At 74.6% G+C, this 14,911-nt stretch carries 10 protein-coding genes and 1 tRNA gene; 8 read left to right on the forward strand and 3 right to left on the reverse strand.

The features are described 5' to 3' along the window. The first annotated feature begins 8 nt into the window (after positions 1 to 8). From ACH4PU_RS10065 to ACH4PU_RS10080, 4 genes are all read left to right on the forward strand, one after another. Positions 9 to 3,260 carry a type I polyketide synthase gene (locus tag ACH4PU_RS10065; protein ID WP_398268850.1) on the forward strand — a complete coding sequence of 1,084 codons (3,252 nt, stop codon included), beginning with the start codon at positions 9 to 11 and terminating at the stop codon, positions 3,258 to 3,260. 34 nt (positions 3,261 to 3,294) lie between these two features. Next, positions 3,295 to 4,596, forward strand: a complete 1,302-nt coding sequence (gene aceA, locus ACH4PU_RS10070) for an isocitrate lyase (RefSeq protein ID WP_398268853.1) — start codon at positions 3,295 to 3,297, stop codon at positions 4,594 to 4,596. Positions 4,597 to 4,661: 65 nt separating this feature from the next. After that, positions 4,662 to 5,681, forward strand: a complete 1,020-nt coding sequence (locus tag ACH4PU_RS10075; RefSeq protein WP_398268856.1) for an acyl-CoA desaturase — start codon at positions 4,662 to 4,664, stop codon at positions 5,679 to 5,681. Positions 5,682 to 5,696: 15 nt separating this feature from the next. After that, on the forward strand, positions 5,697 to 7,409 hold the full coding sequence (locus ACH4PU_RS10080; protein WP_398268859.1) for an AMP-binding protein: 1,713 nt from the start codon (positions 5,697 to 5,699) through the stop codon (positions 7,407 to 7,409). 96 nt (positions 7,410 to 7,505) lie between these two features. Here the strand turns inward: ACH4PU_RS10080 and ACH4PU_RS10085 are convergent. Then, positions 7,506 to 7,590 (reverse strand) — tRNA-Leu (locus ACH4PU_RS10085). A gap of 239 nt (positions 7,591 to 7,829) precedes the next feature. Between ACH4PU_RS10085 and ACH4PU_RS10090 the strand changes: the two genes are divergently transcribed. The 3 genes from ACH4PU_RS10090 to ACH4PU_RS10100 all read left to right on the forward strand — a co-directional run bounded on the left by ACH4PU_RS10090 (position 7,830) and on the right by ACH4PU_RS10100 (position 10,627). Beyond that, the gene (locus ACH4PU_RS10090) at positions 7,830 to 9,146 is read left to right on the forward strand and encodes a M20/M25/M40 family metallo-hydrolase (RefSeq protein WP_398268862.1); all 1,317 of its coding nucleotides are present in this window, start codon (positions 7,830 to 7,832) and stop codon (positions 9,144 to 9,146) included. A gap of 154 nt (positions 9,147 to 9,300) precedes the next feature. After that, the gene (locus ACH4PU_RS10095) at positions 9,301 to 9,534 is read left to right on the forward strand and encodes a chaplin (RefSeq protein WP_398268865.1); all 234 of its coding nucleotides are present in this window, start codon (positions 9,301 to 9,303) and stop codon (positions 9,532 to 9,534) included. A gap of 157 nt (positions 9,535 to 9,691) precedes the next feature. After that, positions 9,692 to 10,627, forward strand: coding sequence for a chaplin (locus ACH4PU_RS10100; RefSeq protein WP_398268868.1), 936 nt, complete (start codon positions 9,692 to 9,694; stop codon positions 10,625 to 10,627). 401 nt (positions 10,628 to 11,028) lie between these two features. On the opposite strand, the gene ACH4PU_RS10105 is transcribed toward ACH4PU_RS10100, so the two are convergent. Then, a complete protein-coding gene (locus ACH4PU_RS10105; protein ID WP_078588254.1) occupies positions 11,029 to 11,217 on the reverse strand; it encodes a DUF5703 family protein in 189 nt (62 codons plus the stop codon). Between the two features lie 47 nt (positions 11,218 to 11,264). On the opposite strand from ACH4PU_RS10105, the gene ACH4PU_RS10110 reads away from it, so the two are divergent. Next, a complete protein-coding gene (locus tag ACH4PU_RS10110) occupies positions 11,265 to 12,092 on the forward strand; it encodes a hypothetical protein (protein WP_398268872.1) in 828 nt (275 codons plus the stop codon). Between the two features lie 651 nt (positions 12,093 to 12,743). Here the strand turns inward: ACH4PU_RS10110 and ACH4PU_RS10115 are convergent. Next, positions 12,744 to 14,911, reverse strand: a 2,168-nt coding sequence (locus ACH4PU_RS10115) for a helix-hairpin-helix domain-containing protein (protein WP_398268875.1), incomplete at its 5' end; no start/stop codon positions are given.

Raw genomic sequence — 14,911 nt, forward strand, 5'->3', positions numbered from 1 at the left:
AACGAGAGATGACCGTCGACAACCACGACCTCGTGGCGGCCCTCCGGGCGGCCATGAAGGAGAACGCCCGGCTCAAGCGGCGTAACGCGACCGCCGCCGAACCCGTCGCCGTCGTCGGCATGGCCTGCCGCTACCCGGGCGACGCCGACTCGCCCGAGGCCCTGTGGCGGCTGGTCGCCGAGGGCCGCGACGCGATCGCCGGCTTCCCGGAGGACCGCGGCTGGGACATGGACACCGTCTACCACCCGGACCCCGCCCACCCCGGGACGAGCTACGTCCGCACCGGCGGATTCCTGTCCACGGCCACCGAGTTCGACCCGCGGTTCTTCAACGTCGGCCGCCGCGACGCGCTGGCGATGGACCCGCAGCAGCGGCTGCTCCTCGAAGGGACCTGGGAGGCCCTGGAGGAGGCCGGGATCGACCCGGAGAGCCTGCGCGGCAGCGCCACCGGCGTGTTCGCCGGCGCGATGTTCCAGGACTACGCCTGGGTGGCGCGCTCCCGTGCCGACCAGGTCGCCGGCCGCTGGGGCATCGGCACGCTCGGCAGCTTCGTCTCCGGCCGGGTGGCCTACACGTTCGGCTTCGAGGGCCCGGCGCTGACGGTCGACACGGCCTGCTCGTCGTCGCTCGTGGCCACCCATCTCGCGATGCAGTCGCTGCGCCGCGGCGAGTCCTCGCTGGCCGTCGTCGGCGGCGTCACCGTCCTCGCCACGCCCAGCGTGTTCGTGGAGTTCTCCCGGCAGCGCGCACTGTCCCCCGACGGCCGCTGCCGCGCCTTCGCCGACGCGGCCGACGGCACCGGCTGGGCCGAGGGCATGGGCGTCCTCGTCCTGGAACGGCTGTCGGACGCCCGGCGGAACGGGCACCGGGTGCACGCGGTGCTGCGCGGCTCGGCGGTCAACCAGGACGGCGCCAGCAACGGCATGACGGCCCCCAACGGTCCGGCGCAGGAGCGGGTGATCCGCGCGGCGCTGACGGACGCGGGGCTGACGGCGGCGGACGTGGACGCGGTGGAGGGGCACGGGACGGCGACCACGCTGGGGGATCCGATCGAGGTCCAGGCGCTCCAGGCCGCGTACGGAGACCCCGGTCAACGCCCCCTGTGGCTCGGCTCGTTGAAGTCGAACATCGGCCATACGCAGGCGGCGGCGGGTGTGGGCGGGATCATCAAGATGATCGGCGCGCTGCGGGCGGAACGGCTGCCCGCGACGCTGCACGTCGATCGCCCGACGGGGAAGGTGGACTGGTCGCGGGGACGGGTGCGGCTGCTCACGGAGGAGCGGCCGTGGCCGCGCTCTCCGGAACGGCCGCGCCGTGCGGGCGTGTCGAGCTTCGGCGCGTCCGGCACGAACGCCCACGTGATCGTCGAGGAGCCGCCGGCGGTCTCGGAGGAGCCGGCATCCGACCGGCCCGACGACGCGCCGCTGGTATGGACGGTGTCCGGCCGGATGCCGTCCGGACTGGCCGCGCAGGCCCGGCGGTTGGCGGAGTGGGCGCGCGAGCACCCGGACGCCGACCCGCTGGACGTGGCGTTCTCGCTGGCGACCACGCGCGCGACGCTCTCCCACCGCGCGGCGGTCGTCGGCCGTACCCGCGACGACCTGCTCGCCGGCCTCGACCGCGTCGCCGCCGGCCAGGCCGCCCCCGACGTCCTGCTGCCCACCCGGGCCCGCCCCGGAAGCGTCGCCTTCGTCGTACCGGGCCCCGACGGGCAGCGCCCGGACGGGATACGCGAACTCCTCGCCGCGGAGCCCGCGTTCGCCCGCCGCATGGAGGAGTGCGCGGAGGCGCTCGCCCCGTACACCGACGGGAACCCGCTCGCCGCCGCCGTCGAGGGCGCGCCCGGCGCCCCCGCTCTCGAACGGGCCGTCTCCTTCGCCGTGACGGTGTCGCTGGCGGCCCTGTGGCGCGCGTACGGCGTCGAGCCCGACGCCGTGCTCGCCGCGCCGGGCGGGGAGGCCGCCGCCGAGGTGATCGCCGGGCGGCGCACACTGCCCGAGGCGGCGCGGGCCGCGACGGGCGCCCCCGCCCCCGTGGAGCCGCTCGCCGAAAGCGTGCGCGCGAGGCTGGCCGAGGGCTTCCAGGCGTTCCTGGACGTCGGCCTCCGGCCGACGCTCACCGACGCGCTCACCGCCGCCGTCTCCGCGGCGGGCGGCGACCCGGACGACTTCCTGATCACCCGGCCGACGGGCGGGGACGCGGCCCCCGGGCACACCGCGTTCCTCCGCTCCCTCGCCCAGGCCCACGTCGGCGGCGTACGCGTCGACTGGACGCCGCTGTTCGACGGCCGCGGCGCACGCGCCGTCCCGCTGCCCACCTACCCGTTCCAGCGGCAGCGCTACTGGCTCACCGAGCGCGCTCCCGAGCGCACCCCGGACCGGCCGGCCGTCCCCGCCGTCCCCGCCGAGGGGGAGAGCCGACGCGGCGGTACGTACACCCAGCTGCTCCGCCGCGCCCACGTCGAACACGCCATCGCCGAGGCCGTACCGCTGCTGGCGGCGGCGTCCCGCTTCCAGCCGTCCTTCGCCTCGACCGCGGAACTGACCGGCACCGCGCGCTCGGTCCTCGTCGCGGACGGCGCCCCGGACCCGGTGGTGATCTGCGTCCCGTCGTTCCTCGCGGGCTCCGGACCCCACCAGTTCGCCCGCCTCGCCGCCGAACTGCGGCCCCGGCTGCGGACGTCCGCCCTGGTCCTGCCGGGCTTCGGCAGGTCCGCGCCGCTCCCGAAGTCGTGGTCGGCCGCCGTCGACGCCATGGCCGAGGCCACCGCCGAGGCCGCCGCGGGCGCGCCGTTCTTCCTCGTCGGCCACTCCGTGGGCGGGCTGATGGCCCGCGCGGTCGCCGAACGCCTGCTGCGGTCCGGCACCCGGGCGCAGGGCGTCGCGATGATCGACACGTACGACATCGACGACGCGGGGGAGCGGGAGGCCCTGTTCGTCTGGGCGATGAGCGAGATCCTCGACCGGGACCCCACGGGCGTCGTGGTCAACGACGAGAACCTCATGGCCATGGGCGCCTATGTGCGCCTCTACGCCGAGTGGCAGCCGGTGGAGGTCGAGGTCCCGACCCTCGCCGTCCGGGCCGTGGCCCCCGAGGCGTCCCACGGCGCCCCCGTCGACCCCACCTGGAAGGCCGCCGACGCGGCCGAACCCGTCCTGGCCGACCACTTCTCGATCCTGGAGGACCGGGCCCCCACGACCGCCCGCGTCCTCGGCGCCTGGTTCGACCGGGTCCGCACCGACCCGCCCCGACGTGCCTGACGGCCCCCACCACCGATGCGACGAGGAGCCCCCGATGTCCCACAACCCCCCGCCGACGGCGCCCACCACCGCCGCGGAGCTCGCCCACCGCTGGGCGACCGACCCCCGCTGGAAGGGGGTGGAGCGGACGTACTCGGCGGAGGACGTCGTCCGGTTGTCCGGCAGTGTCCGTGAGGAGCACACCCTGGCCCGGCGCGGGGCGGAGCGGCTCTGGCGGGAGCTGCACGAGTACGACTACCTCCACGCGCTGGGTGCGTTGACCGGTGGTCAGGCGGTGCAGCAGGTACGGGCGGGGCTGCGGGCGATCTACCTGTCGGGCTGGCAGGTGGCGGCGGACGCCAACCTGGCCGGGCAGACGTACCCGGACCAGAGTCTGTACCCGGCGAACTCGGTGCCGCAGGTGGTGCGGCGGATCAACAACGCGCTGCTGCGCGCCGATCAGATCGCCACGGCCGAGGGGGATTCCTCGGTGGACTGGCTGGCGCCGATCGTGGCGGACGCGGAGGCCGGTTTCGGCGGGCCGCTGAACGCGTTCGAGCTGACCAAGGCGATGATCGCGGCCGGCGCGGCGGGCATCCACTACGAGGACCAGCTGGCGTCGGAGAAGAAGTGCGGGCACCTGGGCGGCAAGGTCCTCGTGCCCACAGCGCAGCACATCCGCACCCTCAACGCCGCCCGCCTGGCCGCCGACATCGCCGATGTTCCCACCCTGATCGTCGCGCGCACCGACGCCCTCGCCGCCAACCTCCTCACCAGCGACGTCGACGAGCGCGACGCCCGCTTCTGCACCGGCGAACGCACCGCCGAGGGCTTCTACCGCGTCGAGGCGGGCATGGCCCCCGTCATCGCCCGCGGCCTCGCCTACGCCCCCTACGCCGACCTGCTGTGGATGGAGACCGGCACCCCGGACCTCGACGAGGCCCGCGCCTTCGCCGAGGCGATCCACGCCGAGTACCCCGACACGATGCTGGCCTACAACTGCTCGCCCTCCTTCAACTGGAAGGCGGCCCTGGACGACGACCGGATCGCCAAGTTCCAGCGTGAACTGGGGGCGATGGGCTACCGGTTCCAGTTCATCACCCTGGCGGGCTTCCACTCCCTCAACCACGCGATGTTCGACCTCGCCCGCGGCTACGCGGAGCACGGCATGACGGCGTACGTGGAGTTGCAGGAGCGGGAGTTCGCCGCGCAGGCCGACGGCTTCACCGCCGTCCGCCACCAGCGCGAGGTCGGCACCGGCTACTTCGACCTCGTCACCACCGCGCTCAACCCGGACTCCTCCACCACCGCCCTGACCGGCTCCACCGAGGAGGAGCAGTTCCACCCGGCGCCCTGAGCGCCCCGACTACGTCCTGTCCGTGTCCTGTCCGTTGTTCGTTCCCGTTGGAAGGGGTTGAGGAAATGGACGGCAGGGAGCACCGCTGGTTCATCCTCGGCGCGTCCGTCATCCCGCTGCTGGGGGTCCTGGCCTCCATGGCACTGCTGTGGAACAAGATCTTCTCCTGGTCCGACGCCGTGGTCCTCGTGATCATGTACGCGATCTCCGGGTTCGGGATCTCCACCGGCTACCACCGCATGCTCACGCACCGCTCGTTCGAGACCTACAAGCCGATCCGGGTCGCCCTGGCCACCGCCGGCGTCATGGCCGGCCAGGGGCCGCCGCTGATCTGGGCCGCCCACCACCGCAAGCACCACCGCGTCGCCGACAAGGAGGGCGACCCCCACTCGCCCCACCTGGACTTCCCGCCCGGCTTCAAGGGCACCATGACCGGCCTGTGGCACGCCCACCTCGGCTGGCTGTTCGACGAGAAGCTCACGTCCGACCCGATGCGCTACTGCCCCGACCTGGTGCGCGAGAAGCCGATGCGCTGGCTGAGCGAGCACCTGGTGCTGGTCACCGCCGCGGGCTGCGTGCTGCCCGGCCTGCTCGCCTTCGCGATCACCGGCGGCAGCGTCACCGCGGGCCTGACCGGAATGCTCTGGGGCGGCCTCGTCCGCATCTTCCTCATCAACCACATGACGTACGCGGTGAACTCCGTCGGCCACTACTTCGGCCGGCGCCGCTTCGACACCACCGACGAGTCCCGCAACGTCGCCTGGCTGAGCCTGCCGTCCTTCGGCGAGGCCTGGCACAACAATCACCACGCCTTCCCCCGGTCCGCCCGGCACGGCATGAAGTGGTACGAGGTCGACCTCTCGGCCATCCTCATCTGGAGCCTGGAGAAGACCGGTCTGGCCTGGAAGGTCATCCGGATCGACCCCGAGCGGATGGAGATGCGCGAGGCCGGCATCAGCCGGGTGAGCGGCGGCTCCACCGCCGACCAGGCCCAGCTCCTCAAGTCCCAGCAGCACCTCGCGCCCCTCGCCGAGCGCAAGAAGAGCGACCAGCCCACCGACCCCACCCTCGTCGACGTCGAATGACACCGTCCGGCGCCGGTGCGCGCCACCGCACCGGCCCGGACGCGCCGCCGGCCCGGCCACGAGAACCACACCAACGGGGAGTACGGCCACACCATGGATTTCTTCACCGCCCTGACGAACGGGTCCTCGCGCGGCGTCCTGCACGCCTGGACGGGCGACACCTTCGACCACACCCCCTGGCGCGACGTCGTCCGGGACGCCCACGGCATGGCCGCCCGGCTGCGCGCCCTCGGCGTACGCCCCGGCACCCGCGTCGCCTGCATCCTCACCAACACCCCCGACACCGTCCGCGGCCTGCTCGCCACCTGGCTGGCGGGCGGCGCCGTCGCCTCCCTCCCGCTGCCCACCCGCGGTCAGAGCCAGGAGGCGTACGGGGACCAACTCGTCGCCCTCACCGCCCGCCTCGACCCGGTCCTCCTGCTGGCCGACGACTGGATCGCGGCGACGCTCCCCGCCGAACTGACCGCGTCCCTCCCGGTCGCGGGCTGGACGACGCTACGAGCCGCCGGCGCGTCCGCCTCCTTCACCCCGAGTCCCCCCGGCCGGGACGACCTGGCCTTCATCCAGTACTCCTCGGGCAGCACCAGCACCCCCAAGGGCTGCGCCCTCACCACCCGTGCCATAGAACGCCAGTTGGAGATCATCCTCCACCTCACGGGCGGCCGCCCCGGCGCCGACACGGTCGCGTCCTGGCTGCCGCTCTCCCACGACATGGGCATGTTCGGCTGCCTGCTCTACTCCTGGGCGTACGACTTCCACTTCGTCCTGTCCACGCCCGACCGGTTCGGCCTCGCGCCCCGGTCCTGGTTCCGCGACATGTCGGAGTACGAGGCCACCATGACGGCGGGCACCAGCACCGCGGTCTACCTGGCGGCCCGGGCGCAGGGCCGGGGCACCCTCCCCAAACAACTGCGCCTCCGGGCGGCGGTGATCGGCGCAGAACGCGTCGACTGGGACACCCTGACCACCGCCACGGCCGCGTTCCGCCCCTTCGGCCTCACGGACACCGCCTTCCAGCCCGCCTACGGCATGGCCGAGGCCACCCTCGCCGTGACGGGCAAACCGTGGGCGGAGGCGCCCCGGGCCCTGACCTTCCACGGCCCGTCGCTGGTCGAGGGCAAGGCGATCGAGGTGGCCCCGGACGACCCCCACGCCACCCGCATCGTCTCCAACGGCGTCCCCCTCCCGGGCGTCGAGGTACGAGCCGGAGCCTCCGGCGGCGTGGCCGAGATCGAGGTGGCTTCCCCCAGCCTCGCCCAGGGCTACTACGCCGACCCCGCCCGCACCGCGGAACGCTTCCACGACGGCCGGCTGCGCACCGGCGACCTGGGCTTCCTCCGCGACGGCGAGCTCTACGTCCTCGGCAGGGCCGACGACATGCTCTCGGTCGGCGGCCGCAAGGTCTACGCCACGGAGATCGAGTCGGCCGTCGACTCGATGCGCAACATCCGCAAGGGCTGCGCGGCGGTGGTGGACGCGGGCGACACGGGCGCCACCCGCCTCGTCCTCATGGTCGAACCCCAGGGCAACCCCAAGGACTTCCGCCCCATCGCGGAAGAGGCCGCCACCCTGGCCCTGGAAAAGGCCGGCGTAGCCCTGGACGAATGCCTCTTCCTCCCCCGAGGCGTCCTCCCCAAAACCCCCAGCGGCAAAATCCAACGCTTCCGCTGCCGAGCCCTCCTCACCGACACCACCTTCACCCCGGTGGCGCGGGTGCCCTTGGCCTGAGCCCAGCCGTGCCCCGGCCGCCGCAAGGGCGGCCGGGGACGCGCACGCCGCGGCCGGAAAACAGAAGAACCCCAGCTGGGCTGGGGTTCTTCGTTGTGTCCGAGGGGGGACTTGAACCCCCACGCCCGATAAAGGGCACTAGCACCTCAAGCTAGCGCGTCTGCCATTCCGCCACCCGGACCAGGTGTCGTTTCCTCGGGGTGTTCCCCGCGGCGACATGGAAAACAATACCAGGTTTCGAGCGGTGCTCGATCACGTGGGCGGAGGGCCGTTCCGGGGCTGCGACCAGCGGGTTCTTGCGGAAGTGTGTCGGCAGGATTGCGGCCTTGGGCTGGGGCGGCGGCGGGTGGAGGATGGCGGTGGACCCACGCCGGGGGTCCGCGCGAGAGGGCTCCCGGGGGCGAACCACGAGGAGGCAGTGTGAGCGCGGAACAGACAACGGGCGCCGAGAACGAGGTCGTGGACATCTGCCGCGACCTGATCCGGATCGACACCAGCAACTACGGCGACCACTCCGGGCCCGGCGAGCGCGCCGCCGCCGAGTACGTGGCGGAGAAGCTGGCCGAGGTGGGGCTGGAGCCGCGGATCTTCGAGTCGCACCCCGGGCGGGCCTCGACCGTGGCGCGGATCGAGGGTGAGGACCCGTCGCGGCCGGCGCTGCTGATCCACGGGCACACGGACGTCGTCCCGGCCGACGCCGCGGACTGGACCCACCACCCGTTCGCGGGCGAGATCGCCGACGGGTGCCTGTGGGGGCGCGGCGCGGTGGACATGAAGGACATGGACGCGATGACCCTCGCGGTCGTCCGCGACCGGATGCGGACCGGGCGCAAGCCCCCGCGCGACGTGGTGCTCGCCTTCCTCGCGGACGAGGAGGCGGGCGGCACGTACGGCGCCCGTTACCTGGTGGACAAGCACCCTGGCCTGTTCGAGGGGGTTACGGAGGCGATCAGCGAGGTCGGCGGCTTCTCGTTCACCGTCAACGAGAACCTGCGGCTCTACCTGGTCGAGACGGCCCAGAAGGGCATGCACTGGATGCGGCTGACCGTGGAGGGCACCGCCGGCCACGGCTCCATGACCAACACCGACAACGCGATCACCGAGCTCTGCGAGGCGGTCGGCCGGCTGGGTCGGCACCAGTTCCCGGTGCGGGTGACCAAGACCGTGCGGTCCTTCCTCGACGAGCTGTCGGACGCGCTGGGCACCCCGCTGGACCCCGAGGACATGGAGGCCACCCTCGCCAAGCTGGGCGGCATCGCCAAGATCATCGGGGCGACGCTGCGGAACACGGCCGCGCCGACGATGCTCGGCGCCGGCTACAAGGTGAACGTCATCCCCGGACAGGCCACGGCGCACGTCGACGGCCGGTTCCTGCCCGGGTACGAGGAGGAGTTCCTCGCCGACCTCGACCGGATCCTCGGGCCGCGGGTCAAGCGCGAGGACGTGCACGCGGACAAGGCGCTGGAGACCGGGTTCGACGGGGACCTCGTCCAGGCGATGCAGACGGCGCTGCGGGCCGAGGACCCGATCGCCCGCGCCGTGCCGTACATGCTCTCCGGCGGCACCGACGCCAAGTCCTTCGACGACCTCGGGATCCGCGGCTTCGGATTCGCCCCGCTGAAGCTGCCCCCCGAGCTCGACTTCGCCGGGATGTTCCACGGAGTGGACGAGCGCGTCCCCGTCGATGGTCTGACATTCGGTGCGCGCGTGCTCGACCGGTTCCTGGATGAGTGCTGACACGCTTTCTGAAAGAGCGTCAGGTTGTGCGGAGTTGGCGCTTTTTTAGCCGGAAAGAGTGAACGCGCTCAAGGTTACGTAGCCCGGTTCCCCCCGTGTCGTTACAGGGTGTGCGGTCCGCGGCTGGGATCGCATTCCAACAAGGAGGAATCCAATGCTCAAGAAGGTCGTCGCCACCGCGGCTGCCACCGGTGGTCTCGTGCTCACGGGCGCGGGTCTGGCAGCGGCGGCCGGCGGGGCGCAGGGCGCCGCGGTGAACAGCCCCGGCGTCGTCTCGGGCAACGTCGTCCAGGTGCCGGTCACGGTTCCGGTCAACCTGTGCGGCAACACGGTCAACGTCGTCGGGCTGCTCAACCCCACGCACGGCAACGTCTGCGTCAACAAGTGACGTCGCCCCTCACCGGGTGAGGGATGGAGAACCGGGCGGCTCCGGAGCGCGCGCCATGCGCCCCGGGGCCGCCGGGCTTTCGACCCGGACACCGTGCGCGGGCAGCACGCCCGCGCACGTTCCGCATGGCAAGCAGTAGTAGCAGAGGGGCAAAGCAATGCGACAGGTCGCCAAAAAGGGCCTGCTCACCGTCGCGGCAGCGGGCAGCGTGCTCGCCGTGACCGGTGGCTACGCGTACGCGGACTCGGGCGCCCAGGGCGCCGCCGCGCACTCCCCGGGCGTCGCGTCCGGGAACACCGTCCAGGTGCCGGTCCACGTGCCGGTCAACGTCTGCGGCAACACCGTGAACGTCGTCGGGGCGCTCAACCCCGCCTCCGGCAACACCTGTGTCAACGGTGGCCACGGGGGTCACGGGGGGCACGCTTCCCACGGGCAGGGCCACGGCCACGGCGGCGGTCACGACCAGGGCCACGGCCACGGCGGCGGGCACCACGGCGGCGGCTCCGGGGCGGAGGGCGTGGCCGTCGGCTCGCCCGGCATCGCCTCCGGGAACGTCGTCCAGGCGCCGGTGGACGTGCCGGTCAACGCCTGCGGCAACTCCGTGGACGTGGTCGGTGTCGCCAACCCCATCTTCGGCAACGCCTGCATCAACGGGGGCCACGACCACGGGAGGGGCCCGGACCACACCCGGCCGCACCACCCGGGCGAGCCCTCGCACCACCACCCGCCGGCCGACAAGCCGCACGGGGACGACGGGGACCACCACGGTAACCACCACGGGGACCACGACAAGGGCAAGCCGTGCGACGAGCACCGGCCGGCCGGGCACCACAACCCGCCCGCCGAGCACTCGGCGCACAAGCCCGGTCACGTCACCCCCGGTCCGGTCACCTCGGGCCCGATCGTCCCGGTGGCCGTGGTGAAGGACGCACACCGTCCGGCCCAGCAGGCCGCCGCGGCGGTCGAGGAGAAGGACGACCAGCTCGCGCACACCGGCGCGGGTGAGCTGGGCATGGCCGGTGCCGCGAGCGCGGCCCTGCTGCTCGGCGGCGCCGTCCTCTACCGCCGGGCGCGCGCCGGTCAGCAGGGCTGACCCTGCCGGCCCGGTGGACCGAGGCGGTGAGGCCGGCTCGGCGGCGGGCTGATCCGGCGGGGCTGACCCGGCGGGGGCGATCCGGCTGAGCCGGTCCGCCCGGCCGAGCCGGTCGGCCTCGCGTCGAGTGGGCGCAGGCGCACCGAAGCGCGGGAGCGGGTTCCGGACACCGGGGCCCGCTTCCGTCGTTTCCGCCGGGGCCGTCGCCGTCCTGGCCATGGCCGTCCGGGCCGCCGCGTGTCCGGACCGTCGTCGTCCGGGCCGTCGTGCCGGGCTCACCGTCGTCCGGCTCGTCTTCGTCCGGCCTGTCGTCGTCCGGTCGTGCGGCGGACCGCCGTTCGCCCCGGGCGGGCTGTCGCCGCCCGGATCCGGAGGGCGCCCCCGGCGCCCGCTCCGCGGCCCTACCAGGTGGCGCGCAGCTGGCGGATGATCCTGCGGCGCAGCCGCACTCTTCGGCTGCCGTCGGGGAAGAGGCGCAGTCGGTCCAACTCCCAGTGTCCGTACTCGGCGTGGTCGGTCAGCAGTCGTGTGGCAGCACCTCGGGAGACCCCTCGCGGCACATACACATCACAGAATTCGTATTCCGGCATCGCATCTATTGTGCGGGAACAGCCCCGGTACGGATAGCGTCTGCACTATGTCTGATGCTGCGCAGCCAACCGCTGCCGAGGTACGGGCCGCCGCCGAGGCGGTCAAAGCCGCTCTGGACCGCCACCTCGACGCCGTCGAACGCCGGTCGGGGGAGGATGACCCGGCCGTCTACGCCGCGTTCAACGAGCTGGCCGCGGCAGCCGAGGCGTACGACGAGCTGCTGTACGACGCCTACGACGAGGTCACCCCCTTCGAGATCCCGGGCGACGACTCGCTGCCCGCCTACGCCGGTCCCGACGAGCCCAGCGCGCTGAGCGTGCTGATCCGCCGGGACTACGCGGTGGCCGAGCCGCAACGGCTGATCGCCCAGGCCCAGCGGGTCGCGGATCTGGACCCCGACGTCCCCGACCTGGCGCCCGGCTCCCATCGGCCCGGAGGTGGCGCGGGGATCGTGGGCGGCAGTGTGCACGCGGCCCTCGGCGTGCTCTTCGGCGAGTACGAACCGGACGAAATCGCCTCCCGGCACAAGGAGTTCGGCCTGGAGGAGGGTGACTCCACGCTCTGGGTGGCCGCGCTCGACGACCTGGCCGAACCGGGGGAGTGGCTGCCGGCCCCCTTCGACCAGGCCGATCCGCAGCGGGTGGTCTGCCGGTTCGACGTCAGCGCCGTGTTCGACGAGGAACTGGACGATCTCGACGACGACGGGCTGGACGACGCGGTGCTGAGCGTCGCGGAGGACGACGGGATGCTCGGTGTCGTGTCCGATGACGACGACATCGAAATGGTCGACGACCTCGACGACGAGGCGGAGACCGACGGCGCGGGCGGCGCGAGGGCGCCGGGCGGCCGGAAGGGCCCGGGCGCTCCCCGCTGACCGGCCCGGCCGCGGGGCCCGCCGGGGCGGGCGCGCCTGTCCGGAGGCCGGCCGACCCGGGGGTTCCCGGGGTCGGCCGGCCCCTCCCGGCCGCGGAGCGAGCCTGCCGGGACGCGCCGGTCCGGGCCGGTCCGGTAACTCCCTTGGGACCGGGGCCCTGCCCGTGGGTCCCGCTCTCGGCGGGACCGTTTCCGGGAGGAAGGGCCCGCATCGGGTTGCTCGGGCCCCGGTCGGTACTTCTGGGGCCGGGGCCCCCTTGCCTGTGGGTCCCGCTCGCGGCGGGACCGTTTTCGGCAGGAAGGGCCCGCATCGGGTTGCTCGGGCCCTGGTCGGTACTTCTGGGGCCGGGGCCCCCTTGCCTGTGGGTCCCGCTCGCGGCGGGACCGTTTCCGGGAGGAAGGGCCCGCATCGGGTTGCTCGGGCCCCGGGCCGGTATCTCGCCTCCCGGTCCGCGACGGGGTTTCGGGTCTCGGGCGATCCCGCCGCTCCCGGTGGGCCTCAGATCGCGGGTCGCGCACGGGTGCGGGCCGGCGCCTCGGGCCCCCGGCTCCGGGCGGCCCGGACCTTGTACCCCGTACCGGAAGCACCGGAACACCGCTTCGTCGGTCCCCGCGTGACGGCGGCCGGCGAAGCGGACGGCCGCCGTCGGGGTCACCCGGCGGGCGCCGTCCGCGGCTTCAGCAGCGTTCGGAGCCGCGTGCTCCGTTCCTCCGCCGGGACCTCCGCCACGGCACGCGGCAGGTCCTGGCCCGCGCCGTGGACGACGGACAGGTGGCGCTCGCCGCGGCCGAACGCCGTGTAGACCCAGGACCGGGTCAGGCCGGGGCCCGCGTCGCCGGGCAGGACGACCACCGCGGCCGGCCAGCGGGTGCCCGCCGCCTGGTGGGCGGTGACGGCCCAGCCGTGCCGTACCGCGTCGGCCACCCGGCCGGGCGGGACGACGACCTGGGTGCCCGAGCAGTCGAGCCGCAGCCCGTCCGCGTCGCCGGAGACGACGGTCCCCGGGACCATCCGGCCGGGGGCGGGGACGTACGCGATCCGGTCGCCGGGGTCGAAGCCGCCGAAGCGGCCCGGTCCGGGGTTGAGCCGCTCCTTCAGCGCGGCGTTGAGCGCGCGGGTGCCGACGGCGCCGCCGTGGCCGACCGTGACGACTTGCGTGTCCTCGGGCGGGACGCCGATCGCGCGGGGGACCGAGTCGGCGACGAGCTGCACCGTGCGGTGCACGGCCTCGCCCGCGTCCCGCACCGGGACGATGACGACCTCCTTGCCGGGCGCCTCGACCCGCAGCAGCTCGCCGGTCCCGATGCCGGAGAGCAGTTCCCCGAGGGGGCCGGGGTCGGGGGTGCGGGAGACGACGACCGGGCAGGCGCGGGCCGCCAGGACGTCGCCGAACACCCGCCCGGGCCCGGCCGACCCCAGCTCGGCGGGGTCGCCGGAGAGGACCAGCCGGGCGCCGTCGGGCAGCGACTCCACCAGCGCGGCGGCCGTCTCGACGTCCAGCCGCGGCGCGTCGAGCACCGCCAGCAGGTCGACGGCGAGCGCCCCCTCGGCGTCCCGCTCCGGCCCCTCCCGGCCGGCGAGCAGGCCGGCGACCGTGACCGCCTCGGCGTCCCCGGCGGCGGCCAGGCGCCGCCGGCCGTCCTCGGTGAACGCCGCCGCCACCGCACGGAGGCCGAGCGCGCGGGCCGCCGCGACGGCCGCCGCGGGCTCGGCGCGCGCCGCCTCACCGCCGCTGTGCGCCACCAGGCCGGAGGCGGCCACGGCGCGGATCAGCTCGGCGGCCGACGGCGAGGGTGCCGCGGCGGCGGCGCCCTCCCAGTCCAGGTCCCGGGCGGCGAGCGTGCCGAGCAGCCGGGCGAGCCCGTCGGCCAGGCTCTCCTCGGCCATGGCGTACCGGTCCAGGCCGAACAGGGTCCGGACCGGCACCTCCGCCTCGCCGGCCTCCTCCTCGGGGGTCTCCGGGGCCCGCAGCGGCTCCTGGAAGACCAGCACCGAACCGTCCGCGATCACCTCGCCCAGCGCCTCGTCCGGCTCCGGGACGGCCCGGCGGGCGAGCTCCTCGCGCAGGGCGGACGCCTCCAGCACGGTGTGCCCGGCGAGCGCGGCACGCTCCAGCAGCCGGCCGGCGAGGGCCCGGGCCCGCCGTGCGTCGCCCGGTCCGCACGCGTCACCGAGCAGCGCGCGGGCGAAGCCGTCCGCCTGCTCGGGGCGTACGCCCGCGACGCCCAGCAGCAGCCACGGGTCCTCGCGCAGCGCCTCGGCGGCCTGCTCGCCGAGCGCGGTCACGACCGCCCCGGCCAGGCTCTCGGGCGCCCCGCCCGCGACCAGCACCCGCCGCACCTCCGCGAGCACCTCCTCGTCCAACGGCGCCTCCGCGAGCGGTCCTTCCACGGCGGGCGCGGCGGCGGCCCGGCTCACCCGCCGCGGCGCCCGCGCCGCCGGCCGGGCCGGCTCGGTGAAGAACGACGCGGCGGGCCGCTCCCCGCTCTCCACGGCCCGCACGGCCGCGGCCAGCGCCTCCGCGACGGCGGACCGCTTGGGCGGCGTGCCGCCGCCGCTGTCGGGGGAGGCGTCCGCGGAGGCGGCCGGACCGTCCGACGCCGCCTCGGCGGGGGCTCGGCCTCGTCGGCCGTCGGGGGCGGCTGGACCGTCTGACGTCGCCTCGCGCGCCGGGGCGGCGGGCGTCCGGCCGTCGGTGCCGCCGCCCTCCGGGGATTCCGGCGCGCCAGCGCCTGCCTCGGCGCCAGCGCCTGCCTCGGCGCCAGCGCCTGCCTCGGCGCCAGCGCCTGCCTCGGCGCCAGCGCCTGCCTCGGCGCCAG

Origin of the sequence: Streptomyces sp. NPDC021100, assembly GCF_044333095.1 — a bacterium.
Taxonomy (GTDB): domain Bacteria; phylum Actinomycetota; class Actinomycetes; order Streptomycetales; family Streptomycetaceae; genus Streptomyces.

Coding starts and splice junctions, on each gene's coding strand:
- ACH4PU_RS10105 (WP_078588254.1), bottom strand. CDS start 11,217: ATGCCGGAATACGAATTCTGTGATGTGTATGTGCCGCGAGGGGTCTCC.
- aceA (WP_398268853.1), top strand. CDS start 3,295: ATGTCCCACAACCCCCCGCCGACGGCGCCCACCACCGCCGCGGAGCTC.
- ACH4PU_RS10065 (WP_398268850.1), top strand. CDS start 9: ATGACCGTCGACAACCACGACCTCGTGGCGGCCCTCCGGGCGGCCATG.
- ACH4PU_RS10100 (WP_398268868.1), top strand. CDS start 9,692: ATGCGACAGGTCGCCAAAAAGGGCCTGCTCACCGTCGCGGCAGCGGGC.
- ACH4PU_RS10075 (WP_398268856.1), top strand. CDS start 4,662: ATGGACGGCAGGGAGCACCGCTGGTTCATCCTCGGCGCGTCCGTCATC.
- ACH4PU_RS10095 (WP_398268865.1), top strand. CDS start 9,301: ATGCTCAAGAAGGTCGTCGCCACCGCGGCTGCCACCGGTGGTCTCGTG.
- ACH4PU_RS10110 (WP_398268872.1), top strand. CDS start 11,265: ATGTCTGATGCTGCGCAGCCAACCGCTGCCGAGGTACGGGCCGCCGCC.